We start from the raw sequence: 22,274 nt of genomic DNA, 5'->3' as shown, positions 1-22,274 counted from the left end.
TGCATCACCTTCGGCCGGACGACACGCCCGGCCCCTCACCTCACCCCCGATCCATGATTCTCGATATCGATTTCGTCTCCGACTTCGTCTGCCCGTGGTGCTTCCTCGGAAAGACGCGTCTCGCCCGCGCCCTCGAACAGGTCCGCGAAAGCCACCCCGACATCGAGGTGCGCGTGAACTGGCTACCCTTCTTCCTCAATCCCGACACGCCCGCCGCCGGCGAGGCATACCGGCCCTTCCTGGAGGCGAAGTTCGGCGGACGCCGCGGTGCGGACGAGGTGCTCGCGCGCGTCGCCGACGCGGCTGCCCCGGACGGCCTGCAATTCGCGTTCGACCGCATTGCCACGCGGCCCAGTACACTGCTCGCCCACCGCCTGACCTACCGTGCGCAGTCGGTCGGCCACACCTCCGCACGCATCAATGCCCTCGGCGAGGCGCTGTTCGCGGCGCACTTCCAGCAAGGGCGCGACATCGGCGACATCGCGACGCTGGTCGACATCGCCGTCGAGACGGCAGGCGACAGGCGAGAGGACGTGGAGGCCTACCTGGAGAGCGACGAGGACACCGCGACGGTCAAGCGCATGGCCGCGCAGCTGCAGAAGCAGGGAGTGAACGGCGTGCCCTTCTTCATCTTCAACCGCCGCCTCGCCGTGTCGGGTGCGCAGACCTCTGCCGTGCTGGGCGCGGCGGTGCTGCAGTCGCTGCAGAACGCCTGAGCGGCGGGCCGCCTCCGCTCAGTGTGCGGGCGTGGGCGGCGCGGCCGCGGGGTGCACCGGCAGCACCGACGGCGGCAACGCGGGCGTGCCGTCCGGATTCACGCTATGGCAGCGATAGCAGTTGCGGTGCGTGATGAAGGCGACGCGGTCATGGCACTTGCCGCAAAACTGGCCGCGGAAGATGTCCTCCATGCGGATCTGCGTGCTACCGGCCTTTTCCGCGAACGGGTCGGGGTGGCAGTTCTTGCAGTCCAGCCACTCGGTATGCGCACGGTGCGGAAAGCGCACGTTGGGCATCTGCTTGGTGTTGCGCAGGATCACGTCGAGGTCGAGCGGCGGCTCGCGGTCCTTGCCGTCGATGCGCTGGCGCGGTTTGATCAGCCCCTGGCGCAAGGCGTTCATCCAGTCGACCTTGCCGTCGCGGTCGCGCGGCAGGTCGCCCAATGCCTCGTCGGCGCGCTGCAGGCGCTCGTAGGCCGGACTCGTGGGATCGTAGAACTCGTCGCTCGGACGCTGCCGACCAACGACGCGCGGCGGTGCCGCAGGCGAGACGGGCGCGACAGCTGCCTCGTCCTCTGCGGGTGGCACCTCGACCGTCTTCAGGGCTGCGCCCGCATGCGGGATGCCCCCGTACAGGACCGCCGCGATCAAGAGACCACCGACACAGCGCAAGATTCGATTTCCCATCTGTTCACACTTCCCCGCCCGAGTGCGGGCGATGCATGCAAATTCGGCACCCGCGGCACCTGCCCGGACGTGCGGAGCGCATTCTGCCTCGTCAACTGCCCCGCCGCCACCGCAGCGGCACGCGGTCGAGCATCCGCCGCGACGCGTCACGGGACCGCGCGTTCCCATAGTCGGAGACTCGTAGCGACGCATTCCCGCATTCGGGAATGACGGCCGTGCGCAGCCCTCCCGCTCTATACTCGATGCATGTCCGCGGACGCCGCGCCGAACGATGAACACCCTGGAAAGTAGCCACGCATGAAAACCGCCCTGCATCGACTCTTCACCACCGCGCTCCTCGCCGCCGGCCTCGTCGCGAGCGGCGGCGCTCGCGCCGAACCACTGGCCGAGGTGTCGACCGTCTGGAAACTGATCGGCCCGAACCACAAGATCGTCGTCGAGGCCTACGACGACCCGCTCGTCGAAGGCATCACCTGTTATGTATCGCGCGCCAAGACCGGCGGCCTGTCGGGCGCCTTCGGGCTCGCCGAGGACGTCGCCGAGGCCTCGATCGCCTGCCGCCAGGTGGGACCGGTGCGCATCGTGAAACCGCTCCCCGCCAAGGAAGAGGTGTTCTCCGAGCGCCAGTCCATCCTGTTCAAGCGCCTGCAGGTCGTGCGCATGGTCGATGCCAAGCGCAACGTGCTGGTGTATCTGACCTACTCGGACAAGATCATCGAAGGCAGCCCGCAGAACAGCGTCACGGCCGTCGCGGTCGATCGCGGCACGCCGATCCCGGTGCGCTGAAACGACAAGGGCCGCGCTTGCGCGCGGCCCTTGTCCACTGCTGCAGCCGGCGCAGACCGGCCACTACAGGGCTTACTTGTTCACGCGCACGGCGCTCGCGAACACGATCTGGTCGAACTTGCGGTTCAGCGAGGTGCTGGTGAAGTTCGTCATCACCATGCCATCGCCCCAGCTCACCTTGTCGCCCGCCTGCGCCTGGGTGACCGGCGCGGCAACCCACACGGTGTTGCCGTTCTGGAGCACTTCCAGGTAGGTGTAGCCACCGCCGGTCAGGACGCTTTTCACCTCGCCGCTGCTGCCGGCGGGCGCTTCGGCCTGGGCTGCCGGCTGGGCTGCACCCATCGGCGGATGCGCCCCAACCGCTGCCCCGGCCATCGGCTGCGTGCCGTGCGGCGCGACGCCGGTCGGCGCTGCGCCGGCAGGACCCCATGCATTCACGAACAGGATGCGATCGAAGGTACGTCCCAGCGACTTCGACGCGAAATTGGTCATCACGGCCGAATCGCCCCACTGGACGGTGTCGCCGACCTGCACCGGGATCTGTCCTCCGGCGATCCACACCGTCTCCCCGCCGCCCTGCTCCACCTCGGCATAGGTGTAACCGCCACCCTGCAGGAGTTGCAGGACCTTGCCGGAATTCGGGGTCGCTGCGGACACGGCCACCGGAGCAGCGGGCGCCGCAGCCTGAGGCGCCGGGCTGGCGGGCGCGGCAGCCTCTTCTTTCTTCGAACATGCGGCAAGGCCGACCGAGGCGGCCACAGCGACCAACAACCAGGGCTTCACAGGAATTTCTCCGTAAATGTCACGACCGACTGGCCGTGAAACGTGAATATTAGCACGCAAAAAATAGTCCACCCTTGGCTCGGCCGGCAACGGTGTGAACCGATACTTCCCTCCAACTTCGCGCCAAACAACCTCGCCGGACCTGCCCGCTTCGAGCAATCTGCCGTTCCTTCACGGCATCCCGCGCCTGCCCGCAGCTCGCCGCCGTGCGATAATTCACATTCGGGCAACACAGGCCGTTCAGTGTATCGGCCGCCCGCAGGTTTTGCGGTCTGGGTACCGCATCGTTCGTTCGACGGGGCGCCGTGGCGCCCGTCTCTATTAAACCCCGGCGACTTCCGCACCGGGGTGGATGTGGTCTCGCGCCTCGGCGCGGGCTCACGCATGTATCGGGAGAGGATTCATGTTCGATCCGCATCGTGCCGGACGCCGGCGCATGCTCGCCTCCATCGGGGGGCTGTTCGCGGCCGCCATTGCGCCGCCGGCCCTGTCCTTGCCTGGCAATTCGCGTACGACGCTGCCGGGTGACCGGCTGGAGTCGCTGGCGCAGCTCCCGCCCGCCCCGCCGGCCCTGCGCCGGGCGCTGGAACCGCTGCACGGCAAGGCCGTGCTGGTGAATTTCTGGGCGACGTGGTGCGAGCCCTGCCGCACCGAGATGCCAGCCCTCGTCAGCCTCGCCGAATCGGAACCCGGCCTCGCGCTGGTGACGGTTGCCGTCGCCGACCGCGCGGACGAGGTACGCCGCTTCTTCGACGAGCACCTCGTCGATCCCGTGCTGGTGAGCGATCCGGAGCAGGTCGTGTCGCGCGCCTGGGACGTGCGCTACCTGCCCACGACCGTACTGCTCGATACCACCCACCAGCCCCTGCTGCGCGTGCGCGGCGAACTCGACTGGCACCACGACAGCGTGCGCGAACGCATCCGCAGCGCAACAAAGTCCTCCCGCCCGGCCAGAACCTGATTCCGACAAAAGGACCCACGATGAACCGCAGAGACTTTCTCAAAACCTCGACGATCGCCGCCGGCCTGGTGCTGCCGGCTTGGAGCCACGCCGCCGCCCCGTTCGCCGCCGCCCCGGTCTCAACTGCCTTCACGCCCCGGCCGGAAAACGGCTGGAGGGTGTTCGAGCTCGTCACGCGCATCGAACCGGTCGCCACGGACGGCCCGATCCAGGTGTGGATCCCGCTGCCGACCGTGCAACAGAGCGACTGGAGCCGGCCGATGGGCAACCTGTGGAGCGGCAACGCGACCGGCATGTACGTCGCGACCGACCCGGTGTATGGCGCGACGATGCTGCACGCTACCTGGCCTGCCGCCACCGCCGCGCCGGCGCTCGAAATCGTCAGCCGCTGCGCGACGCGCGACCGGGCCGTCGACCTCGCGCACGGCGGCCGCATGCCCAAGCTGGCTGCCGCCGAGCGCACGCTGTACACGCGCGCGACCGCGCTGCTGCCGACCGACGGGATCGTGCTCGATACCGCGCGCGAGATCACGCGCGGCGCGAAGAGCGACGAGGCCAAGGCGCGCGCGATCTACGACTGGATCGTCGACAACACCTTCCGCAACCCGAAGACGCGCGGCTGCGGACTGGGCGACATCCGCGCGATGCTGGAGACGGGCGACCTGTCGGGCAAGTGCGCCGACCTCAACGCGCTGTACGTGGGCCTCGCGCGCTCGCTGGGGCTGCCGGCGCGCGACGTGTATGGCGTTCGCGTCGCCGACTCGCGCTACGGCTACAAGAGTCTGGGCAAGAGCGGCGACGTGTCGAAGGCCCAACATTGCCGCGCGGAAGTGTGGCTGGAGCACGCCGGCTGGGTGCCGGTCGACCCCGCCGACGTGCGCAAGGTCGCGCTCGAGGAGCCGCCGGGCGGCCTGCCGCTGTCCGACCCCAAGGTCGTCGCGGCACGCAACACGCTGTTCGGGGCATGGGAGATGAACTGGCTGGCGTACAACTTCGGCCACGACATCCGTCTGCCCGGCAGCGAGGGCCCGGAAACGCCCTACCTGATGTATCCGCAGGGCGAGAACCGCGACGGCCGCTTCGACAGCCTCGATCCGGCGAACTTCCGCTACACGCTGAGCGCACGCGAAGTCACCGGCGCCTGAGCCGCCGGCGTTTGACGCAGGCCCGGCGCGCCACGGCCGGGCTTGCTATCATCAACGGGATGAAAGCTTCCCACCGCGAGCAGCTCGACATCCGCGGGCTGCGCTACAACGTCCGCCACTGGGGCGCCGCGGACGCCCCGGCCGTGTTCTTCCTGCATGGCTGGATGGACACCTCCGCGACCTTCCAGTTTCTCGTCGATGCGCTCGCGTTGGACTGGCACGTGATCGCGCCCGACTGGCGCGGCTACGGCGCGAGCGAGTGGCTCGGGCGCCCGTACTGGTTCCCCGACTACTACGGCGACCTCGACGCGCTGCTTGCGCACTATTCGCCGGAGCGCCCGGCGCGCATCGTCGGGCACAGCATGGGGGCGGCGATTTCCTCGACTTACGCGGGCGTGCGGTCGGAGCGCGTCGCGCAGCTCGTGATGATGGACTTCCTCGGCCTCACCGCAACCAAGGACACGGACGCGCCGGGGCAACTCGTCGGCTGGCTCGACAACCTGCGCAAGGCACAGCCGGTGCGCGGCTATCGCGATCACGACGCCTTCGCGCGCCGGCTGCAGCTCGCCAATCCGCGGCTTTCCGACACGCGTGCAGCCTTCCTCGCGCGCAACGTGTCATGCACGCTGCCCGACGGCCAAGTGACGATGGCCGGCGACCCGTGGCACAAGGTGCCTTCGCCGCTGCGCTACCAGGCGGCCGACGTGATGGCGTCCTGGCGCTTGATCAAGGCGCCGGTGCTGATGATGCTGGCCGACAAGGGCTACGTGAGCGATCGTTTCGCCGACGATCCCGCGGAGATCGAACGCCGCCTCGCGTGTTTCGCCGACCTGCGGCGCGTGACGATCACGGAGTCCGGCCACAACCTGCAGCACGACCAGCCGGAGCAGGTCGCGGCGGCGATCGAGGCCTTCCTCACGCGCGACTGATCAGCGCATCTCGCCGCGCAAGGCGGCGACCGCCGCCTGCAGGCTTTCGGGGGTGGCTGCCTCGGGCGCGAAAGACGTGCCGCCAACCAGCTCGATGCGGCTGAAGAGGCCGCGCCGGAAGGGGCGGCTCATCGCCGGTCCGTCCTTGCGGCTGAAGCTGCTGCCCCACAGGCCGCGCAGCGCGAGCGGCACGACGGGCACCGGCGTGCGTTCGACGATGCGGCGGATGCCCGGGCGGAAAGGCTTGAGTTCGCCGTCGTCGGTGATGCGCCCTTCCGGGAAGATGCCGACCAGCTCACCCGCCTCCAGCGCGCGGGCGACCTCGTCGAAGGCGCGCTCCATCATTGCAGCGTCCTCCTTCGCCGGCGCGATCGGGATTGCGCGGCTCGAACGGAAGACGAAGGACAGCACCGGCCAGCGGAAGATGTGGTGATCCATCACGAAGCGGATCGGGCGGCGCGACGCGGCCATGATCACCAGCGCATCGACGAAGCTGACATGGTTCGCCACGAGCAGCCCCGGCCCCTCTTCGGGGATGTGTTCGACACCTTTCACGCGCAGCCGGTAGATGGTGTGCACCAAAAGCCACACGATGAAGCGCACGAGGAACTCCGGCACCAGCGTGTAGATGTAGAGCGCGACCGCGGCGTTGAGGATGGCGGTGATGAGGATCAGCTGCGGGATCGTCACACCTGCGGCGAGCAGGCCGGCGCCGAGCCCCGCGGCGACCACCATGAAGGCGGCGTTGAGGATGTTGTTGCCGGCGATGATGCGCGAGCGGTGGGCGGGTTCCGAGCGGGCCTGCACCAGCGCGTACAGCGGCACGATGAAAAAGCCGCCGAACACGCCGATCATCACGAGGTCGACGAGCGCACGCCAAGTCGCAGGGCTGGCGAGCACCGTGGCCAGCGGCAGGGCCTCACCCGCGTGCGCGGCGGCCGGGCTCACCCACCACAGGTCGAACGCGAACACGGACAGGCCGATCGAGCCGAAAGGCACCAGGCCGATCTCGACGTGCTTGCCGGAGAGCTTCTCGCACAGCAGCGAGCCGACGCCGATGCCGACCGAGAACAGCGCCAGCAGCAGCGTCACCGAATGTTCGTCGCCGCCCAGCACGTCCTTCGCGTAGCCGGGGAATTGCGACAGGAACAGCGCGCCGTAGAACCAGAACCACGAGATGCCGAGGATGGACAGGAACACGGTGCGGTTGCCGCGCGTGAAGCCGATGTTGCGCCAGGTCTCGGTGAGCGGGTTCCAGTTGATGCGCAGCGTCGGATCAGCCGCCGGCGCGGGGGGAATCGCGCGGCTCGTCACGTAGCCCGCCACCGCGACCGCGAGCACCGCCGCCGACAGCCAGGCGGCGCCACCCGGCAGCGCGATCGTCACGCCGCCGGCAATCGTCCCGAGCAGGATCGCGATGAAGGTGCCCGCCTCGACCAGCGCGTTGCCACCGACGAGTTCCTCCTCACGCAGATACACCGGCAACACGGCGTACTTCACCGGGCCGAAGATCGTCGAATGCAGCCCCATCAGGAACAGCGCAGCGAAAAGCAGTGCCAGCGAATCGAGCGCGAAGGCAACCGTCGCGAGCGCCATGACGCCGATCTCGAACAGCTTCACGAAACGGATCAGGCGCGTCTTCTCGAACTTGTCGGCCAGCTGGCCCGAGGTCGCGGAGAACAGGAAAAAGGGCAGGATGAAGAGGCCTGCCGCGAGATTCACCAGCACGCCGGGCGCGAGCGTCGTGTAGCGCGCCGCCTGGAAGGTGATCAGCACCACGAGCGCGTTCTTGTACAGGTTGTCGTTGAACGCGCCGAGGAACTGCGTGAGGAAGAAGGGCAGGAAGCGCCGCTCGCCCATCAGCTTGAATTGGGAGCTCATGTCGGATCCGATGCGGAAATTGGCTGCAAGTATAGGGGTCGGACTCAGGCGGCCTGCGCCCAGTGCTTCAGCGTGACGTAGTCGATCTTGCCGGAACCCAGCAGCGGCAGTGCCTCCACGGGCACAATCTTGCGCGGCACCGCGAGCTCGGGCAGGCCGGATTCGCGCGCCGCGGCGAGGAGGCGCTCGCGCGTGAGGCCGCGGTCGCTCGTGAAGAGCACCAGCGCCTCGCCCTTCGCCGCGTCGGCCTGCGTCGAGGCCGCGTGCAGGGCCGCCGGGACGGTGGCTGCGGCGAGCTTTTCGACTGCCTCGAGGCTCACCATCTCGCCAGCGATCTTGGCGAAGCGCTTGACGCGCCCGACGATGCGCACGAAGCCGTCCTCGTCGATGTCGACCACGTCGCCGGTCTCGTACCAACCCTCGCCCGCTTCCGACGCGGAGGGCTGCAACACGCCCGGCTGGTCGACCTTGAGGTAGCCGCTCATCAGGTTGGGACCGGACACGTGCAGCATGCCCCCCTGGGCGATGCCCGGCACCGGCACGACCCGCGCCTGCAGTCCCGGCAGGAACTGGCCGACGGTGCCCGTGCGGTAGGCCATCGGCGTGTTCACCGCCATCACCGGCGCGGTCTCGGTCGCGCCGTAGCCTTCGAAGATGCGGATGCCGAAGCGCTCGAACCACAGCTGCCGCACTGGCTCGGCGAGCTTCTCGGCGCCGGCGATGACGTAGCGCAGGCGGTAGAAATCGTAGGGGTGGGCGAAGCGCGCGTAGTTCGCGAGGAAGGTGCTGGTGCCCAGCAGCACGCTGCAGCCGCGGTCGTAGGCGAGCTCGGGGATCACGCGGTAGTGCAGCGGGCTGGGGTAAAGGAAGACGTTCGCGCCGGAGAGCACCGGCAGCAGCCCGCCCGCAGTCAGCCCGAAGGAGTGGAACAGCGGCAGCGCGTTGAGGATCTTGTCGTCGACCGAGAAATCAACCACCGCGCGGATCTGCGCAATGTTCGCGAGCAAGGCGCGGTGCGACAGCACGGCACCCTTGGGCTTGCCCTCGGAACCGGAGGTGAACAGCACCACCGCCGTATCCTCGGGCGATCCGATGTGCGTCGCGGCGCGCGGGAAGCGCAGCGCCCACAGCATGAGCCACAGCTTGTCGACCAGGCCCATCTGCGCGCGCAGGTCTTCGAGATAGACCACGCGTACGTCCGGGCACACCACCACGAGCGCCGCGAGCTTGTCGCCGAGCTTGGCCTGCTCGACGAAGGCGCGCGAGGTGAGGATGGTGCGGATCCCCGCGGCCGTGCACGCGGCCTGCATGCCGTCGGCGCCGGCCGTGTAATTCAGCATCGCGGGGATGCGGCGGAAGGCGGTCAGGCCAAAGACGAGGCCCAGCGTCGGCGCGAGGTTCGGCAGCAGGATGCCGACGTGCTCGTCCCGGCCCGACTCCCGGGCGACGATGCGGCCCAGCGCGAGCGCCATCTTGATCAGGTCGCCGTAGGAATACTCCTCCTGCTTCAGGTCCTCGACCAGGCGGCGCGAGCGGCCGTGAATGCTCGCCGCGTCGAGCAGCGCCTCGAACAGGGTCTGCTGCGGGCGGCTGGCGAAGATCATCTCCTGCATGATGCGGCGCATCGCCTCGCCGGCCTTGCGGCGGCGCTCGCGCGCGGTCGGCGCAACGGGCACGTCGATGCGCGTGACCGGATGGATGCTCAACGTGAGCTGCGGGAACAGCCGGCGCGGGAAACGTCCGCCCATGCGCGAGAAGTAGGTGCGCGCGGCGCCGTCGATCTTCACCGGCAGGATGGTCGCGCCGGTGCGCGCGGCGACGAAGGCCGGACCGTCGTAGGTTTTCATCAGGCTGCCGGTGGTGGTGATGCGTCCCTCGGGGAAGATCACGACCGGTCGGCCCGATTCGAGCAGGCGCACGACCTTCTTCATCGCCATCGGGCTGGTCGGATCGACCGCGAGGTAATCCACCAGCGACAGCATCAGCCGGAACCAGCGCTTCTTCGCGACCGTGGTATGCACCACGAAGACCGGATCGAGCGGCAGGAAGAGGCCCAGCAGCAGGCCGTCCAGGAAGGACTCGTGGTTCGCGATCACCAGCAGGCGCGCCGCGTCGACCGGCGCGGAGCCCTTCACGCGCACGCGGAACAGCAGGCTCGCGAGGGCGCGCAGCAGGGGTTTGAGGAGCGATCGGAGCATGGTCGGATCTCGTCGTCGGAAAGGTTCAAAGGGATGCGTCAACGTCCCGGTGCATCGGGCCAAGCGATGTCCGGGCGTTTCAGGTCGCGGAATGCCGCCATCAGCCAGGAGCGCATGCCGATGACGAGGGTGTAGGGGCGGCGGTCGGCGGGCGCGAGCTTCTGGTCGGCGATGTGCTGCTGCGCGAAGTCCTGACCGACGCGTGCGAGGCGCTCGCGGAAAGAGTGCGCGAGGCCGCGCCCGATCTGGCCATGCACGACCATCAGCATCTCGGATTCGCCGTCGAAGCCGCCGGCGAAGTAGTCGTCGATGACCTCGCCGCGGAAGTACTGCATCACCGGCCCGTGCGGGCGCCAGCGGAAGCCCTTGGCGACCTTGAGGTGGTAGCGGTTGCCCGGGCGCAAGTCGATGATGCCGAGCCGGTCGAGGTGCGTGAGCTGCTTCACGACCTCGGCCTCGCTCATCTGGTAGGTCGCCACGATCTGCTCCGCGCTCCAGTGGCTGAGGCAGCAGATCGCCACCAGCAGCAACCGGCGATCGCTCACGACCGCCGTCTCCTGCGCGAGCGACAGCTCCTCGAGCAGCGGCTCCTTCTCCGCGACGCGGCGCGCGAGGTCGGCGAAGTCGAGGTTGAGCGCGCGGCAGATCGCGTCGATGCGCGACAGCGGCATGTCGCCACTGGCCGAGAACATGCGCTTGACGCTGGATTCGGCCATGCCCAGGCGCTCGGCCAGCGCGGCATAGGTGAGGCCCGCGGCTTTCAGCTCGCTCTTCAGCGTGGCGACGAGGTCGGCGGTGGTGCTCATGGTCGGGGTTCCGTCCGGGAAGTGGCGCCAGATTATCCGCATGGTGTTCTCGGAGCGAGCGAATGTCATGAAGTATCGCATGGCGATACCCAAAGAACACGCCAGACACACTTCGCACGACCAACTTGTACCGCTACCGGGGCCGGCGAATGATGGGCTCGCCTGCCAACCAAGGAGCACTCCATGCAAGCCCTCATCCGCCGCGACACCCGCGCCTGGCGCGCGCAAGTCTGGATTTCCTTCGTCCTCGCCGGCCTGTTGTGCGCCGGCGGCCTGGCCGCCCTGCCTGCGATTGCCCTCGACCGCGCCTTCATGGTCATGGGATACGCCTTCTGCCTCACCAGCGCCTTCGTTCTCGCGAAGTTCGTGCGCGACGGCGAGGCGCGCGGCGACGACTCCCCCTTGTGGCGCCTCGTCGTGTGGGGTGGTTTCGCGCTGGCGATGGGTCTCACCGGGTGGGGGCTGTGGCGCATGGAGATCCACCCGACCTGGAAGGCCTATCTCGGCGTGAGCTGGCTGTACCTGATCTCCAGCGCGCTGACGCTCGCGAAGACCCTGCGCGACGCCTGGGAGGCCGAGCGCGCCGAAACGGCCCTGCACGCCGGCGCCCATCACGAGCCGCCTGCCCGCTGACCGACCACCGCCCCGACGGAGACGTTCATGACTATCCTTTCCCGCCGCAATGCCCTCGCGCTGCTCATTACCGCCCCCCTCGCCTTCGCTGGACGCACCACCCGCGCGCATGCCGGACCGTCCGACGCCAGCGCCGCCTCCGCGCTCTCGCTCGCGCTGCCCCTCGCCTCGGTCGTCGCCGCACCGGTGATGATCCTGTCCGCCGGCGCAGTGCTCACGGTCGCGGCGGTCGACATATCCGTGCACGGCACGGTCTGGATCCTCGAGCGCGCGTCCGATGGCGCTCGCGTGAGCCTCGAGATCAGCGCCGCAGGCATCGAGGCCTCCGCAATCACGATCGGCACCACCCTCACCGTCACGGCGCTGTCGGCCGGCTGGATCCTGTCCGCGGCCGGCACCGCGCTGTGCTTCGTGCCGAACGCGATCGGGCAGGCGCTGCTGTACAGCGAGAGGATCACGCCATGAGGACGTGCACCGATCTGCCGCGAAATTCGGGCCGGGCTGGACGGGCCGCGGCACCACCTCGCCTGTTCGCACGTCTCGCGGCGGTACTGCTGGCCGTGAGCCTGCTCGCCACGCCCTTCGCAAGCGGCGATGCGCTCGCCGGCCGCCCCTGCACCGAACGCCGTCTGACCACCGACGAGTTCGTCCGCAGCCTCGAACTCGCCGCGCACACCGCCGAGGCGCTCGATCGCAGCGGCGCGCGCGCAGCGGTCGTCGCCCGCGCCGGCCAGGATCTGCGCGAATGGCGCCTGCGCTACTCGCACCTCGCGCTCGCCTACCGCGACGGGCAGACGGCCGACGGCCGCGGCATCTGGCGCGTCGTGCACAAGCTCAACCACTGCGGCAGCGACCGCGCGAGCGTGTTCCGCCACGGGCTAGCGGAATTTTTCGGCGAGGAGCTGCATGACTACGAGGCCGCGATCGTGCCCTTCGAGACGGTGAGCGGCGCGGTGCTCGCGAACCGCCTGCGCGACAACTTCGTCGTCGCCGACCTGCACGAGCCGCGCTACAACATGCTCGCCTACCCGTGGGCGACACGCTACCAGCAGAGCAACCAGTGGGCGATCGAAACCCTCGCCCACGTGCTCGAACCCGCCGCGACCGACCGCGACCGCGCGCAGGCCTGGCTGCGCCTGCGCGGCTACCGGCCGACCACGCTGCGCATCGATCCGCTGCGGCGCCTCGGCGCACGAGTGGGCAGCGCAAACATCGCCTTCGACGACCACCCCAACGCCCGCCGCTTCACCGACCGCATCGACACGGTGACGGCGGATTCGGTGCTGGAGTGGCTGACGGCGAGCGGGCTGGGGCGGGAGCGGATCACGGTGCGCTGAAGCCGTCGGGCCTCAGACCGCCACCTTGCCGCGCGCGAGCAAGCCCTTGATCGTCTCCTGCAGGTCGGCCGGCAGCACGACGAGCTTGGCACTCTGGGAAGAGCCCATGCGCTCCATCGAGGCGATGTACTTCTCACCGAGCATGTACATCATCGGCCCCGGCTGGTCGCCGATGGCGGTGGCAACGCGGCGGATGGCCTCGGCGGAGGCTTCGGCGAGCATCACCTGGGCATTGGCGTCGCGCTTGGCGGATTCGAGGCGGGCTTCGGCCTCCAGGATCGCGGCCTGCTTCTCACCTTCGGCCTTGGTCACCGCCGCCTTCCGTTCGCGCTCCGCAGCGGCTTGCATCTCCATCGCGCGCTGCATCGATTCGGACGGCTTGATGTCCTGGATCTCCACCGACTTCACGGTGAGGCCCCAGTCGACCGCCTCGTCGGCAATGCTCTCCCTCAGGCGCGCCTTGATCTTGTCGCGTGACGACAGCGCCTCGTCGAGTTCCATCTCGCCGACGATGGAGCGCAGCGTGGTCATGATCAGGTTGCGGATCGCCTCGGCGAAGTCGGTGACGCCGTACACCGCCTTCACCGGATCGGTGACCTTGATGAAGGCGATGGCGTTGGTGACGATCACGGCGTTGTCGCGCGTGATGACCTCCTGCTCCTGCACGTCGAGGATGATGTCCTTGGTGACGAGCTTGTAGGCGACATTGTCGAGGTAGGGAATGATGATGTTGAGGCCGGGTTTGAGGGTGCTGTGGTACTTGCCCAGGCGCTCGACGATCCACTCCTCGCCCTGCGGCAGGATGCGCACGCCCTTGGCGAGCGTGACGACGACGAAGATGAGTAGGGCGACGACGAATACAAGACTACCGCTCATGAAATCTCCTCAGGCTTTGACGACTTTCAGGAAACTGCCCTCGACCGCGACGACGCGCACGCGCTCGCCAGCGGGAATCGGATCTTCGGCGAGGCACACCCACTCCTCGGCACCCAGCAACGGGCGCTGGAAGCGCACCTTGCCACGCTGGAACGGTGCGACCGCGCCGACGAGCAGGCCGACTTCACCGATGACCTCGCCCGCGGAGGTGCCGATGCGGGTCTTGTGAAAGCTGGGCTTGAACACGCGGAACCACAGCACGACCATGACCAGCGACAGGGCTGTCCAGGTCGCGAGCTGGGCGGTGAGCGACAGCGCCGGCGCGACGAGGAGCACGAGCGCCATCGCCAGGCCGGCGATGCCGAACCAGATCAGAAAAAAGGACGGCAGCGCCAGCTCGGCGAGGATCAGGGCGATGCCGATTACGGTCCAGTGCCACCATTCGATAGTCATAGCATCCTCCTCGACGGCGATTGTAGCGGGATGGCATCAACGTGTGCGCCCCCCGCCGGTCCGCACGCACGCGGCTGCGACCGAATTCACACGATCGGAACAGGGAAGTGCGCAGGGGCACGCGGAGTAGTTGACCGCACCGCCGTTTTTCACCAGACTGCTTGCGCGCATCAGTCATCGCGTGGCGTTTCGTACTCGAAGTCCTCTGGTACTCAGTTCGTCATCCCCCCGATAGCGATTGTCGCAACTCTGGGCAAACGCCCCTTATTTAAACTTTGATTTGGGAAATTCAGAAATGGCAACTGGTACCGTCAAGTGGTTCAACGACGCCAAAGGCTACGGCTTCATCACCCCGGACAACGGCGGCGAGGACCTCTTCGCACACTTCTCCGCGATCCAGGGCAACGGTTTCCGCAGCCTGGCCGAAGGCCAGAAGGTGCAATACGACGAGACCTCGGGTCCGAAGGGCAAGCAGGCCGGCAACATCCGCCCGCTCTGATCCGCCTCGGCAGGATCCGAAATGAAGAAGCCCGGCATTGCCGGGCTTTTTGCTTTTGGGCCCGGCCCACGCTCAGCGCGTAAGCTGGAAGGGCGACACGGCGGGCGCGGCGTTCGCGCCGACCTGCGCGCCAATGCAGGTGAAGCCGCGCTCGCTGGCCCGCGACGCCACGGCTACCACTCCACGTAGGGCGTCCCGTCGCGCGCGTTGCCCTCGGCGCCGCTGCGTACATCACCCACCGCGCCGCCGACACCGTCCGGCGGCGGCACGATCACCCAGCTGTCGTTGCGCTGCGTGATGGGGTCGACGGGGACGCTGCGCAGGTAGCGCTTGTCGGCAAGGGCCTGCAGCGAGTCGGGATAGGCTCCGGTATCACCGTAGTAGTGGTCGAGCGCGTCGCGCATCACCGCAAGGGTCTGGCGCAGCGCGGTGTCCTCTGATTTTTCCAGGCTGCCGAAGTAGCGCGGTGCGGCGATCGCCAGCAGGGTCGCGATGATCGACAGCACGACCAGCAGCTCGATCAGGGTGAAGCCGGCGTGTGATTTGTGCGGGATATCCATCGCGGACCTCACCACTGGCGATAGGGAACGCCGTTCATGCCCTCGCCGGGGGCGAGCGAGAAGACGTCGAAGACGTCGGCGCCGACACGCGGGTTGTCGGGCGGGCTGTCGTAGGCGCGCAGTCCCCAGGTTTCCTCGGGCGGCAGCTCGGGGGCGGCAAAGGGGTCGCGCGGGATGCTGCGCAGGAAGTAGATACGCTTGCCTTCGGCGTCGCGCACGTCGCGCAAGCCCTCGGCCAGCACGCGCAGCGTCGGCGGGTAGCCGCTGGCATCGGCCATCTTCTCGATCTGGCCGGCATCGGCCGCGGCCTTGTAGGCGTCGATGGCGTCGCGAATGCGGTACAGCGCGCTCTTGAGTTCCTGCTCCTTGCCGCGGCGCACGACCGTCTCGGCGAGCGGCATGGCGATGCTGGCGAGCAGCGCGACGATCGCCACCGTGATGACGACCTCGACGAGGGAGAAGCCGCGCGCGCGCCGCATCGTCCGTCCTCAGGGCTTCGCGCCCTGCTGCACCGAGTGCGGCAGCGCGACGAACATGCGCCCGCTCTCCTCGTCGATGCGCGGGGCGACGGAGATGATCGTGCAGTCGGCATTCATCACGTCGCCCTCGGTGACTTCGATAACGCGCAGTGCGGTCGGGGCGGTCGTGGCCATGCGCAGCATGGGCTCGGGGCGCACCTTCGGCTCCGCTTCGGTGCCCGACGGATACTCGATATCGTAGAGGTTCAGGTAGGGCATGTTGCGCACGATGGGCGGGATGATCGAGAGTACCAGCTCGGACTTGCCAATGGTGGCCTTGTTGCTGACGCGGATCACCGGGTTCGCCAGCGTGTTCACGCCGCTGTCGTTGGGCATCGCTCTGCTGCGGGTTCGGTGCATACCGCCCCGCCCTTCATCACGGCCCTGCGCGCCCTTTCCGCCCCGAGCGCGCGCTGCCGCGCCTCTCAGTGGTCATTGTTCGCCCTCATCCTGCCGACCATCCGGAGCCTTGTGCACATGGCGGCGGTCGGCAAACAGCCACGTTCCGTCATACAGCCGCATGGGGAAGCGGTGGCTCGGATGCTGCCGCCGGTCAGGATGCGTCAGGGCATGCGTGCCGTACTGCCCCGCCACGCCCGCCACGCGCGTCGCCGCGTCGGGCCCGATGCTGCACACCACTTTCGACAGCTCGGCGAGCGGGAAGGGCTTGAACAGGATGTGCTCGATGCCCCGTCGCGCCGCCTCGTCATACACCTCGTCGCGCGGCTGCCCCGTCATCAGGATGGCGTTGGCGGTCGCGCCGCGCCGCCGGATCGTGTCGAGCACCTGGAAGCCGGACATGTCCGGGAGCCGATAGTCGAGCACCAGCACCTCGGGCACGAACTCGTCCAGCAGCCGGATCGCGCTCGCGCCGTCGGACGCCACGCGGGCCTCGCAGCAGGCACGCTGGAGGTAGGCCTGGAGGTTCTCCGCGAGGATGTCCTCGTCTTCGACTATCAGTACTCTTCTGGTGGCTGACATGGCCGTCTCCGCTTGCGCACCGCCCCGGTCCCGAATGCCGGCGCTCCATTGACGATTGTTCAGCACGCTTTGTGCCAGCGTCCGCGCCCCGCTGAACGGGCCTGTTTCCGGGGGATCCGGCGCCCGGGGGGGCGCGTCCGCCCCCGAAAGTGGGGAAACCCACTCGCCCCCGGATCACTCGCCCCAGCCCCGGGGCCCCCGTTCAGAATTTCTGCGACACCATCACCTTCGCCGCACCCCGGAGGTTCTGCCGCATGCGGCTCGCCGCGAGCTCGTGGCGCAGGAAGTCGGCATGGGCGGCGTCGTTGCGCGCCTGCCGCTTGAGGTAGTCCTCGACATGGCGTTCGAGGCGGAAGACGGAGATCTCCGCACCGTGGCCCCGCGCGGCAACGCCGACCTCCTGTAAAGGGGCCGGCGTCGACAGCGCGAGGGTGCAGACCAGGCACACAGCCACCGCCCCGAGCCGCAGGCCGCTCAGCACGTGGCGAACGGCCCCTCCTCTCCTCTCCTGCGCCGTGGCGCGCGCCTGACTTGTGCCTGGTCTGTCCTCACTCGTCTTCTTTTCAACAATAGCCCATCGCCTCGCTCTTGCATCGTGTCGAGGCACACGTAGCGTCCGGTCGGGCGAAACACGCGCTTCTGCGCGCCCACGCCGACGATGTGGGCGCCTGCATCAGCGGCGCGACGACGGATTAGGGAATGTAGTTCGGGTTCAGGCACAAGACCGTCGCGTACGCTCCGTTCATGATGCTGGTCGCGTCGCCCATGCCCAGCTTGGGCTTTGCGGCGGAACTGAGTTCGTCGGCCTTGTCCGACACGGCGATGATCAGCGTGACCGCATCGTCGACCTTGCCCGCATCAACCTTGATTACCGCACCCGAAACCTTCGACAGCATGCCGGTGCGGTCCTTCTCCGACTTGAACGTCTTGGCGTAAGCGATCGCGCCCTCGAGCGTGGTGAATTCGGCTCCGCAGGTTCCGGTGTATGCGGCGTGGGCACTGCCCACAGCGAAGACGAGGGGAGTCGCGACGAGGGCGACGAAGGTACGAATGCTCTTGACCATATCAACATCTCCGAAGGGTTAGATTGTTGGGCTCGGAGTCCGCAGACCCCTTACCTGACACCACGTCGTCCGATGGAACACTGGCAGTTCGGCCCGGCGGATGCGTTGCGGGAAGGTCCCGCGGAACACTGAGCAACCCGCATGCCAGCATTTCCGGCACTGCCGTCCCTCAGGCATTTCGCGATCTCCGGCGCCACAGCAGGCAATTTTCCCCGATTCCGCCCCCCACTTCCGGGGGCCCGTCACCACGTGACAGGCACATCAACAAACGCTCATGAACTTCGTCGAGCTCGGCACATCCCGCGCCGTCCAAGGGTTTTGCCTGGCCGCGGGGAACCGGGGGGGCGTTTCCCCACCTTTGGGCGGCTCTCCCCACCCGTCATGACATCCGCCCGCCACGGCGAGCGAGCGGCATGCCCGTCCCGCCAATGGGCGCCCGGCCCACGCTCGCGAGGCCGGGTGGGGCGACGATGCGCTCGAAGCCGCGGTGCGGCTCGTCGGTGAGCGTTACCGAGCCGTCCGGCTCGACCTGCATATGGACGTCTGCGTGCGCGGCCAGCGGCAGCGCGAAGTATGTTGCGAGCAGCTGCGGGGCAGGCGAAGGCATGCGGCGTCTCCCTTTCATGTGTCTTGCTTGGGGAAAATTCCCCATCACCTCGGGGTTTACGCAAGCGCCATGCCTTGCATTCCCGCGCCGCGACGCGCGTCACGCCACGGGCATGTTTCCTGCCGCCAAAATTGACGCCGCCGGGAGCCTCTTCCTACACTGGCGGACACCCAACCAACCGAGCGACCAAGCCCATGGATGATCGTCGAATGCTCCGCCGCCTCACGGGCACCGCCTCGCGCGGCTTCACGCTGCTGGAACTGCTGGTCGTGCTGGTCGTGCTGGGCCTGCTCGCCGGCCTGGTGGCACCAAAGTACTTCAGCCAGCTCGGCAAGTCGGAAGTGAAGGCCGCGCGCGCGCAGATCGAAGGCCTGGTGAAGGCACTTGACCTGTACCGCCTCGACACCGGCCACTACCCCTCGACCGAGCAGGGCCTCGCGGCGCTGGTGACGCACCCCGGCAACGAAGCGAAGTGGGGCGGCCCCTACCTGCAGAAGGCGGTACCGGCGGACCCGTGGGGCCGCAATTACGCCTACGTGGCGCCGGGCGAGCACGGCGAGTACGACCTGTACTCGCTGGGCAAGGACGGCCAGCCCGGTGGCGACGGCGAGAACGCCGACGTCACCAGCTGGGAGTGACGCACCCGCTGCGTCGTGCTGGCGGAAAAGCGCATGGCGCCCCCGGTGTCGCTGCGCATGCTGCGCGCGGGCGAGCACGCCGGCAACCTGGGCGAGATGATGGACCACCGCACGGCGGCCATCCATGACGAGGAGATGAGCCTCTTCATCGAGTGGCTCGTGCGCCTCTTCGAACCTGTTCTGATGACCTTCATCGGCCCGGTGATCGGCATCATCGCGATCCTGATGTACATCCCGATCTTCGAGCTGGCGAGCCGTACCCAGTGAAAAAGGGCGCGGCTTGCGCCGCGCCCCCTCTCCCTCCCTTCCCGTATTCCTCGCCTCAGCGTCGCGGGCGCTCAAGCCCCAGCTTCTCGATGCGATAGCGCAACATATCGCGCGTGAGGCCCAGCAGGCGCGCGGACTTGGTGACGTTCCAGTCGGTCTTGTCGAGCATCTTGACGACGAGGTCGCGCTCGACCTCGGGGACGCTGACACCCGTCGGCGGCACCGACATGCAGTAGGAGTCGAGCGAGTGGAAGTCACGGTCGCAGGTGCCGTACAGGCCCGGGCAGATCGCCAGCTGGTTGGGCGTGATGGCCTTGCCGGCAGCCAGCAGCACGGTCTGCTCGAGCATGTTGCGCAGCTCGCGGACGTTGCCCGGCCAGGCGTAGCTCTTCAGCACGGCGAGCGCGTCGTCGTTGAAGAAGAGGCCCGGCTTACCGTAGCGGCGGGCGTGCTGTTCGAGGTAGTGCTTCGCCAGCGTGACGATGTCCTCACCGCGCTCGCGCAGCGGCGGCACCTTGATCGTGATGATGCGCAGGCGGAAGTACAGGTCGCTGCGGAACTTGCCTTCGCGCACCATCTGCTCGAGGTCGCGGTTGGTGGCGCTGATGATGCGCAGGTTGACCTTGATCTCCTTGACCGAGCCGAGGCGCCGGATGGTGCGCTCCTCCAGCAGCTTGAGCAGCTTGGCCTGCAGCGCGAGGTCGATCTCGCCGATCTCGTCGAGGAACAGCGTGCCACCGTCGGCCGCTTCGACCAGGCCGGCGCGGCGGTCGCGCGCGTCGGTGAAGGCACCCTTCTCGTGGCCGAACAACTCGACCTCCAGAAGATGGGAGGGGATCGAGGCGCAGTTCACTTCGACGAAGGGGCCACTGCTGCGCGTGCCGTCGACATGCAGGGCGCGGGCGACGAGTTCCTTGCCGGTGCCGGTTTCGCCGTTGATGAGGACAACCGGCAGCTCGCTCGCGGGCATGTGCTGCTCGGCTTCGAGCAGCTGGCGGATCATGTTCTTCATCGCCTGCATCGGGGCCGAGGCACCGATCAGCGCATTCACGCCCGCGTCGCGCGTGTCGCGCTCCTGATAGAAGGACAAGGTCCTTTCCATGCGCCGGGTGTTGAGGGCGCGCTCGATGAGCAGCTTGAGCTCGGCCAGCACGAGGGGTTTGGTGAGGTAGTCGTACGCGCCGGCCTTCATCGCCTCGACCGCGCGCTGCACGTTGCCATCCCCGGTCATGAGAATGACCTTGGCGTCGGGCTCGGCTTCGCGCACCCTGCCGATCAGCTCGATGCCGGTGATGCCCGCCAGGTTGAGGTCGGTGAGGACCACGTCGGGATGCAGCACCGCGAGCATCTTGAGAGCCTCTTCCGAGGAGCCCGCGAGCTGCGCGTCCCAGCCATTGCGCTTGAGGCTGGTGCAAATGTTGTCGCCCAGGATCTCGTCGTCTTCGACGACCAGGATCGTGTTTGGCATTTCCTTACTCCTGCTCCGCTACCTTGAATGTCAGACTCACGGTGGTTCCCGCCTGCTCCCTGCTCTCCAGCACGACGGTCCCGCCGAATCGCTCCATTATCCGCTGTACCAGCGCCAGACCGACACCCAAACCGTTGCGTTTCGTCGTGTAGAAGGGCTTGAAGACCATTTCAAGCTGTTTTTCCGACATCCCGCAGCCGGTGTCGGAAATCTTCACCGTGACGTCACCACGCGCGGGTGGCTCGACCCGCACGCCGAGACGCCCGCCGCGCGGCATGGCTTCGATGGCATTGGACAGCACGCTGTTGAGCACCTGCTCGAGCAAAGATCCGTTCGCCTGCACCTCGACCGCCGGCGCCGCGTCGGGCGTCCAGTCGACCTCGATGCCGGCGCGGCGGATCTGCACCTCGTAGGTGGACAGCGCGTTATCCAGGGCCATGTCGATCTTCACCGCCTCGCGTTCGTCGCTGATCGGCTTGGAAAATTGAAGCAATTCTCGTACCCATTTCGAGAGCCGATCGACCTGGGTGACGATGTCGTTGAGGTTCTTGGCAGTCGCGGGATCGCCGATTTCAAGCGCGACTTCGGCGCTGGATCGGATCGACGCCAGCGGGTTGCGCAGGCCGTGCGCGACCGCGGAAGACATCTCGCCGAGCGCGACCAGGGTCTTGTTGTCGACGATCTCGCGCTGCTGGGCGTCGATCTGGCGCGCGGCGCGAACGATGATCCAGTGCAGGCAGACGTAGATGGCCACCGCCGACAGCAACGCCGCCAGCCAGATCAGCAGGTAGCCGCGCTTGAGCGAGTGGATGAGGTCGCGCGGCTCCTTGTAGATCTCGACGATGGAAGCGACCTTGCCTTCGCGGTCGAACAGCGGCACGTAGTTCTCGATGTAGATATCCTCGGGAAGCCGCAGGAACTGCTGCTCGACCTTGGAGCCGGCGGTCGATTTGAAGTGGCCGCCCGCCACCGACTCCTTGCGCTCGGCCACTTCCTGGAGGTCGCGGTGATTGGGAAACGACTTGCCGATCAGCAAGGGATTGGCGGACCAGATCACGTGGCCGTCCGGCGAAAAAACCGTCGCGAGCAACAGCTCGGGCATATTGGCCAAGTGATCAAAGAACTCCTGACGCGCGCGCGAAAGATTCTCTTCTTCGAGACCGAGGTCTTCGGCCGACATGCGGTTGTCCAGGATGCCCCCGAGCGAAATGTGGACAAGGCCGAAGTGCCCGTGGCGCAACTCGATGTCCGCGATCGACTGGATGAAACGGGTGGTGAGCATCACGTCGCGCTTGATCGCTTCCGAGACGAAGAAATGGGACAGGATCGCACCCGAGACGATGGCCGCCCCTCCCGTCACCAGCAGGCTGACGATGGAAAACCATCTGCGCAGGTTGAAAGGCTTCCGGCTCCCATCCATGACCGTGCGAACTCCTGGAGCGTACGTGACGGGCCATATGCCCCGGACACACTTCGTTACA

The 22,274-nt window shown here is 67.6% G+C and carries 27 protein-coding genes; 11 read left to right on the top strand and 16 right to left on the bottom strand.

Features of this window, described 5'->3' with window-relative positions:
• Positions 1–53: 53 nt before the first annotated feature.
• Positions 54–716, top strand: coding sequence for a DsbA family oxidoreductase (locus ToN1_RS13485; RefSeq protein ID WP_169205939.1), 663 nt, complete (start codon positions 54–56; stop codon positions 714–716).
• A gap of 18 nt (positions 717–734) precedes the next feature.
• Here ToN1_RS13485 and ToN1_RS13480 read toward each other — a convergent pair whose 3' ends face one another.
• Positions 735–1,403 (bottom strand): c(7)-type cytochrome triheme domain-containing protein, encoded by a 669-nt coding sequence (locus ToN1_RS13480; protein ID WP_244860765.1) that lies wholly within the window; start codon positions 1,401–1,403, stop codon positions 735–737.
• Between the two features lie 297 nt (positions 1,404–1,700).
• Here ToN1_RS13480 and ToN1_RS13475 point away from each other — a divergent pair, with 297 nt between their 5' ends.
• Positions 1,701–2,189 carry a CreA family protein gene (locus ToN1_RS13475; RefSeq protein ID WP_169205940.1) on the top strand — a complete coding sequence of 163 codons (489 nt, stop codon included), beginning with the start codon at positions 1,701–1,703 and terminating at the stop codon, positions 2,187–2,189.
• A 72-nt stretch (positions 2,190–2,261) separates the two neighbouring features.
• Here ToN1_RS13475 and ToN1_RS13470 read toward each other — a convergent pair whose 3' ends face one another.
• Positions 2,262–2,972, bottom strand: a complete 711-nt coding sequence (locus ToN1_RS13470; protein ID WP_244860764.1) for a hypothetical protein — start codon at positions 2,970–2,972, stop codon at positions 2,262–2,264.
• Between the two features lie 403 nt (positions 2,973–3,375).
• On the opposite strand from ToN1_RS13470, the gene ToN1_RS13465 reads away from it, so the two are divergent.
• From ToN1_RS13465 to ToN1_RS13455, 3 genes are read left to right on the top strand one after another with little or no spacing between them, the layout of a single operon-like run.
• The gene (locus tag ToN1_RS13465) at positions 3,376–3,933 is read left to right on the top strand and encodes a TlpA family protein disulfide reductase (RefSeq protein WP_169205941.1); all 558 of its coding nucleotides are present in this window, start codon (positions 3,376–3,378) and stop codon (positions 3,931–3,933) included.
• 20 nt (positions 3,934–3,953) lie between these two features.
• Positions 3,954–5,078 carry a transglutaminase-like domain-containing protein gene (locus ToN1_RS13460; protein ID WP_169205942.1) on the top strand — a complete coding sequence of 375 codons (1,125 nt, stop codon included), beginning with the start codon at positions 3,954–3,956 and terminating at the stop codon, positions 5,076–5,078.
• Between the two features lie 59 nt (positions 5,079–5,137).
• Positions 5,138–6,007: an alpha/beta fold hydrolase gene (locus ToN1_RS13455; protein ID WP_169205943.1), complete on the top strand. Its 870-nt coding sequence runs from the start codon at positions 5,138–5,140 to the stop codon at positions 6,005–6,007.
• On the opposite strand, the gene ToN1_RS13450 is transcribed toward ToN1_RS13455, so the two are convergent.
• From ToN1_RS13450 to ToN1_RS13440, 3 genes are read right to left on the bottom strand one after another with little or no spacing between them, the layout of a single operon-like run.
• Positions 6,008–7,888, bottom strand: a complete 1,881-nt coding sequence (locus ToN1_RS13450) for an MFS transporter (protein WP_169205944.1) — start codon at positions 7,886–7,888, stop codon at positions 6,008–6,010.
• 44 nt (positions 7,889–7,932) lie between these two features.
• Positions 7,933–10,086, bottom strand: coding sequence for a bifunctional acyl-ACP--phospholipid O-acyltransferase/long-chain-fatty-acid--ACP ligase (aas, locus tag ToN1_RS13445; RefSeq protein WP_169205945.1), 2,154 nt, complete (start codon positions 10,084–10,086; stop codon positions 7,933–7,935).
• Positions 10,087–10,124: 38 nt separating this feature from the next.
• Positions 10,125–10,892: a helix-turn-helix domain-containing protein gene (locus ToN1_RS13440; protein ID WP_169205946.1), complete on the bottom strand. Its 768-nt coding sequence runs from the start codon at positions 10,890–10,892 to the stop codon at positions 10,125–10,127.
• Positions 10,893–11,075: 183 nt separating this feature from the next.
• On the opposite strand from ToN1_RS13440, the gene ToN1_RS13435 reads away from it, so the two are divergent.
• The 3 genes from ToN1_RS13435 to ToN1_RS13425 are packed head-to-tail and all read left to right on the top strand — an operon-like array spanning position 11,076 to position 12,862.
• Positions 11,076–11,525 carry a YiaA/YiaB family inner membrane protein gene (locus tag ToN1_RS13435; protein ID WP_169205947.1) on the top strand — a complete coding sequence of 150 codons (450 nt, stop codon included), beginning with the start codon at positions 11,076–11,078 and terminating at the stop codon, positions 11,523–11,525.
• A 27-nt stretch (positions 11,526–11,552) separates the two neighbouring features.
• Positions 11,553–11,990, top strand: a complete 438-nt coding sequence (locus tag ToN1_RS13430) for a hypothetical protein (RefSeq protein ID WP_169205948.1) — start codon at positions 11,553–11,555, stop codon at positions 11,988–11,990.
• A complete protein-coding gene (locus ToN1_RS13425; protein ID WP_169205949.1) occupies positions 11,987–12,862 on the top strand; it encodes a DUF2145 domain-containing protein in 876 nt (291 codons plus the stop codon). The genes ToN1_RS13430 and ToN1_RS13425 overlap by 4 nt, the downstream gene beginning before the upstream one ends.
• A 12-nt stretch (positions 12,863–12,874) precedes the next feature.
• On the opposite strand, the gene ToN1_RS13420 is transcribed toward ToN1_RS13425, so the two are convergent.
• Positions 12,875–13,738 carry an SPFH domain-containing protein gene (locus ToN1_RS13420; RefSeq protein ID WP_169205950.1) on the bottom strand — a complete coding sequence of 288 codons (864 nt, stop codon included), beginning with the start codon at positions 13,736–13,738 and terminating at the stop codon, positions 12,875–12,877.
• A 9-nt stretch (positions 13,739–13,747) separates the two neighbouring features.
• Complete coding sequence (locus tag ToN1_RS13415; RefSeq protein WP_169205951.1) at positions 13,748–14,191, bottom strand: NfeD family protein; 444 nt, start codon at positions 14,189–14,191, stop codon at positions 13,748–13,750.
• A gap of 295 nt (positions 14,192–14,486) precedes the next feature.
• On the opposite strand from ToN1_RS13415, the gene ToN1_RS13410 reads away from it, so the two are divergent.
• Positions 14,487–14,690, top strand: a complete 204-nt coding sequence (locus ToN1_RS13410; RefSeq protein WP_015433923.1) for a cold-shock protein — start codon at positions 14,487–14,489, stop codon at positions 14,688–14,690.
• Positions 14,691–14,863: 173 nt separating this feature from the next.
• On the opposite strand, the gene ToN1_RS13405 is transcribed toward ToN1_RS13410, so the two are convergent.
• From ToN1_RS13405 to ToN1_RS13375, 7 genes are all read right to left on the bottom strand, one after another.
• Positions 14,864–15,250, bottom strand: a complete 387-nt coding sequence (locus tag ToN1_RS13405) for a type II secretion system protein (RefSeq protein ID WP_169205952.1) — start codon at positions 15,248–15,250, stop codon at positions 14,864–14,866.
• A gap of 8 nt (positions 15,251–15,258) precedes the next feature.
• The gene (locus ToN1_RS13400) at positions 15,259–15,729 is read right to left on the bottom strand and encodes a type IV pilin protein (protein ID WP_169205953.1); all 471 of its coding nucleotides are present in this window, start codon (positions 15,727–15,729) and stop codon (positions 15,259–15,261) included.
• A gap of 9 nt (positions 15,730–15,738) precedes the next feature.
• Complete coding sequence (locus tag ToN1_RS13395; RefSeq protein WP_169205863.1) at positions 15,739–16,104, bottom strand: hypothetical protein; 366 nt, start codon at positions 16,102–16,104, stop codon at positions 15,739–15,741.
• Between the two features lie 96 nt (positions 16,105–16,200).
• Entirely contained in the window at positions 16,201–16,749 is a 549-nt protein-coding gene (locus ToN1_RS13390; RefSeq protein ID WP_169205954.1) for a response regulator, read from the bottom strand.
• A 202-nt stretch (positions 16,750–16,951) separates the two neighbouring features.
• Positions 16,952–17,230 (bottom strand): hypothetical protein, encoded by a 279-nt coding sequence (locus ToN1_RS13385; protein ID WP_169208753.1) that lies wholly within the window; start codon positions 17,228–17,230, stop codon positions 16,952–16,954.
• A gap of 211 nt (positions 17,231–17,441) precedes the next feature.
• Positions 17,442–17,813, bottom strand: a complete 372-nt coding sequence (locus ToN1_RS13380; RefSeq protein ID WP_169208754.1) for a hypothetical protein — start codon at positions 17,811–17,813, stop codon at positions 17,442–17,444.
• A gap of 379 nt (positions 17,814–18,192) precedes the next feature.
• Positions 18,193–18,420 (bottom strand): hypothetical protein, encoded by a 228-nt coding sequence (locus ToN1_RS13375; RefSeq protein WP_210147811.1) that lies wholly within the window; start codon positions 18,418–18,420, stop codon positions 18,193–18,195.
• A 209-nt stretch (positions 18,421–18,629) separates the two neighbouring features.
• Between ToN1_RS13375 and gspG the strand changes: the two genes are divergently transcribed.
• Together gspG and ToN1_RS13365 are read left to right on the top strand one after the other, a co-directional pair.
• A complete protein-coding gene (gene gspG, locus ToN1_RS13370) occupies positions 18,630–19,058 on the top strand; it encodes a type II secretion system major pseudopilin GspG (protein ID WP_169208755.1) in 429 nt (142 codons plus the stop codon).
• 33 nt (positions 19,059–19,091) lie between these two features.
• Positions 19,092–19,325 carry a type II secretion system F family protein gene (locus tag ToN1_RS13365; RefSeq protein WP_244860763.1) on the top strand — a complete coding sequence of 78 codons (234 nt, stop codon included), beginning with the start codon at positions 19,092–19,094 and terminating at the stop codon, positions 19,323–19,325.
• Positions 19,326–19,380: 55 nt separating this feature from the next.
• Here ToN1_RS13365 and ToN1_RS13360 read toward each other — a convergent pair whose 3' ends face one another.
• Together ToN1_RS13360 and ToN1_RS13355 are read right to left on the bottom strand one after the other, a co-directional pair.
• Positions 19,381–20,793: a sigma-54-dependent transcriptional regulator gene (locus tag ToN1_RS13360; RefSeq protein ID WP_169208756.1), complete on the bottom strand. Its 1,413-nt coding sequence runs from the start codon at positions 20,791–20,793 to the stop codon at positions 19,381–19,383.
• A gap of 4 nt (positions 20,794–20,797) precedes the next feature.
• Entirely contained in the window at positions 20,798–22,213 is a 1,416-nt protein-coding gene (locus ToN1_RS13355) for a sensor histidine kinase (RefSeq protein WP_169208757.1), read from the bottom strand.
• Between the last annotated feature and the right edge of the window lie 61 nt (positions 22,214–22,274).

It is taken from the genome of Aromatoleum petrolei (assembly GCF_017894385.1).
Classification (GTDB): domain Bacteria; phylum Pseudomonadota; class Gammaproteobacteria; order Burkholderiales; family Rhodocyclaceae; genus Aromatoleum; species Aromatoleum petrolei.
This window is presented reverse-complemented; position numbering and strand designations above follow the sequence as displayed.

Excerpts from the sequence above, each read along its gene's own strand:
- ToN1_RS13380 (WP_169208754.1), bottom strand. The coding sequence starts at position 17,813 with ATGGTCAAGAGCATTCGTACCTTCGTCGCCCTCGTCGCGACTCCCCTC.
- ToN1_RS13410 (WP_015433923.1), top strand. The coding sequence starts at position 14,487 with ATGGCAACTGGTACCGTCAAGTGGTTCAACGACGCCAAAGGCTACGGC.
- ToN1_RS13485 (WP_169205939.1), top strand. The coding sequence starts at position 54 with ATGATTCTCGATATCGATTTCGTCTCCGACTTCGTCTGCCCGTGGTGC.
- ToN1_RS13405 (WP_169205952.1), bottom strand. The coding sequence starts at position 15,250 with ATGGATATCCCGCACAAATCACACGCCGGCTTCACCCTGATCGAGCTG.
- ToN1_RS13450 (WP_169205944.1), bottom strand. The coding sequence starts at position 7,888 with ATGAGCTCCCAATTCAAGCTGATGGGCGAGCGGCGCTTCCTGCCCTTC.
- ToN1_RS13440 (WP_169205946.1), bottom strand. The coding sequence starts at position 10,892 with ATGAGCACCACCGCCGACCTCGTCGCCACGCTGAAGAGCGAGCTGAAA.
- ToN1_RS13425 (WP_169205949.1), top strand. The coding sequence starts at position 11,987 with ATGAGGACGTGCACCGATCTGCCGCGAAATTCGGGCCGGGCTGGACGG.
- ToN1_RS13460 (WP_169205942.1), top strand. The coding sequence starts at position 3,954 with ATGAACCGCAGAGACTTTCTCAAAACCTCGACGATCGCCGCCGGCCTG.
- ToN1_RS13360 (WP_169208756.1), bottom strand. The coding sequence starts at position 20,793 with ATGCCAAACACGATCCTGGTCGTCGAAGACGACGAGATCCTGGGCGAC.
- ToN1_RS13475 (WP_169205940.1), top strand. The coding sequence starts at position 1,701 with ATGAAAACCGCCCTGCATCGACTCTTCACCACCGCGCTCCTCGCCGCC.
- ToN1_RS13415 (WP_169205951.1), bottom strand. The coding sequence starts at position 14,191 with ATGACTATCGAATGGTGGCACTGGACCGTAATCGGCATCGCCCTGATC.
- aas (WP_169205945.1), bottom strand. The coding sequence starts at position 10,086 with ATGCTCCGATCGCTCCTCAAACCCCTGCTGCGCGCCCTCGCGAGCCTG.
- ToN1_RS13455 (WP_169205943.1), top strand. The coding sequence starts at position 5,138 with ATGAAAGCTTCCCACCGCGAGCAGCTCGACATCCGCGGGCTGCGCTAC.
- ToN1_RS13375 (WP_210147811.1), bottom strand. The coding sequence starts at position 18,420 with ATGCCTTCGCCTGCCCCGCAGCTGCTCGCAACATACTTCGCGCTGCCG.
- ToN1_RS13390 (WP_169205954.1), bottom strand. The coding sequence starts at position 16,749 with ATGTCAGCCACCAGAAGAGTACTGATAGTCGAAGACGAGGACATCCTC.
- ToN1_RS13365 (WP_244860763.1), top strand. The coding sequence starts at position 19,092 with ATGGCGCCCCCGGTGTCGCTGCGCATGCTGCGCGCGGGCGAGCACGCC.
- ToN1_RS13355 (WP_169208757.1), bottom strand. The coding sequence starts at position 22,213 with ATGGATGGGAGCCGGAAGCCTTTCAACCTGCGCAGATGGTTTTCCATC.
- ToN1_RS13465 (WP_169205941.1), top strand. The coding sequence starts at position 3,376 with ATGTTCGATCCGCATCGTGCCGGACGCCGGCGCATGCTCGCCTCCATC.
- ToN1_RS13400 (WP_169205953.1), bottom strand. The coding sequence starts at position 15,729 with ATGCGGCGCGCGCGCGGCTTCTCCCTCGTCGAGGTCGTCATCACGGTG.
- ToN1_RS13395 (WP_169205863.1), bottom strand. The coding sequence starts at position 16,104 with ATGCCCAACGACAGCGGCGTGAACACGCTGGCGAACCCGGTGATCCGC.
- ToN1_RS13480 (WP_244860765.1), bottom strand. The coding sequence starts at position 1,403 with ATGGGAAATCGAATCTTGCGCTGTGTCGGTGGTCTCTTGATCGCGGCG.
- ToN1_RS13435 (WP_169205947.1), top strand. The coding sequence starts at position 11,076 with ATGCAAGCCCTCATCCGCCGCGACACCCGCGCCTGGCGCGCGCAAGTC.
- ToN1_RS13420 (WP_169205950.1), bottom strand. The coding sequence starts at position 13,738 with ATGAGCGGTAGTCTTGTATTCGTCGTCGCCCTACTCATCTTCGTCGTC.
- gspG (WP_169208755.1), top strand. The coding sequence starts at position 18,630 with ATGCTCCGCCGCCTCACGGGCACCGCCTCGCGCGGCTTCACGCTGCTG.
- ToN1_RS13430 (WP_169205948.1), top strand. The coding sequence starts at position 11,553 with ATGACTATCCTTTCCCGCCGCAATGCCCTCGCGCTGCTCATTACCGCC.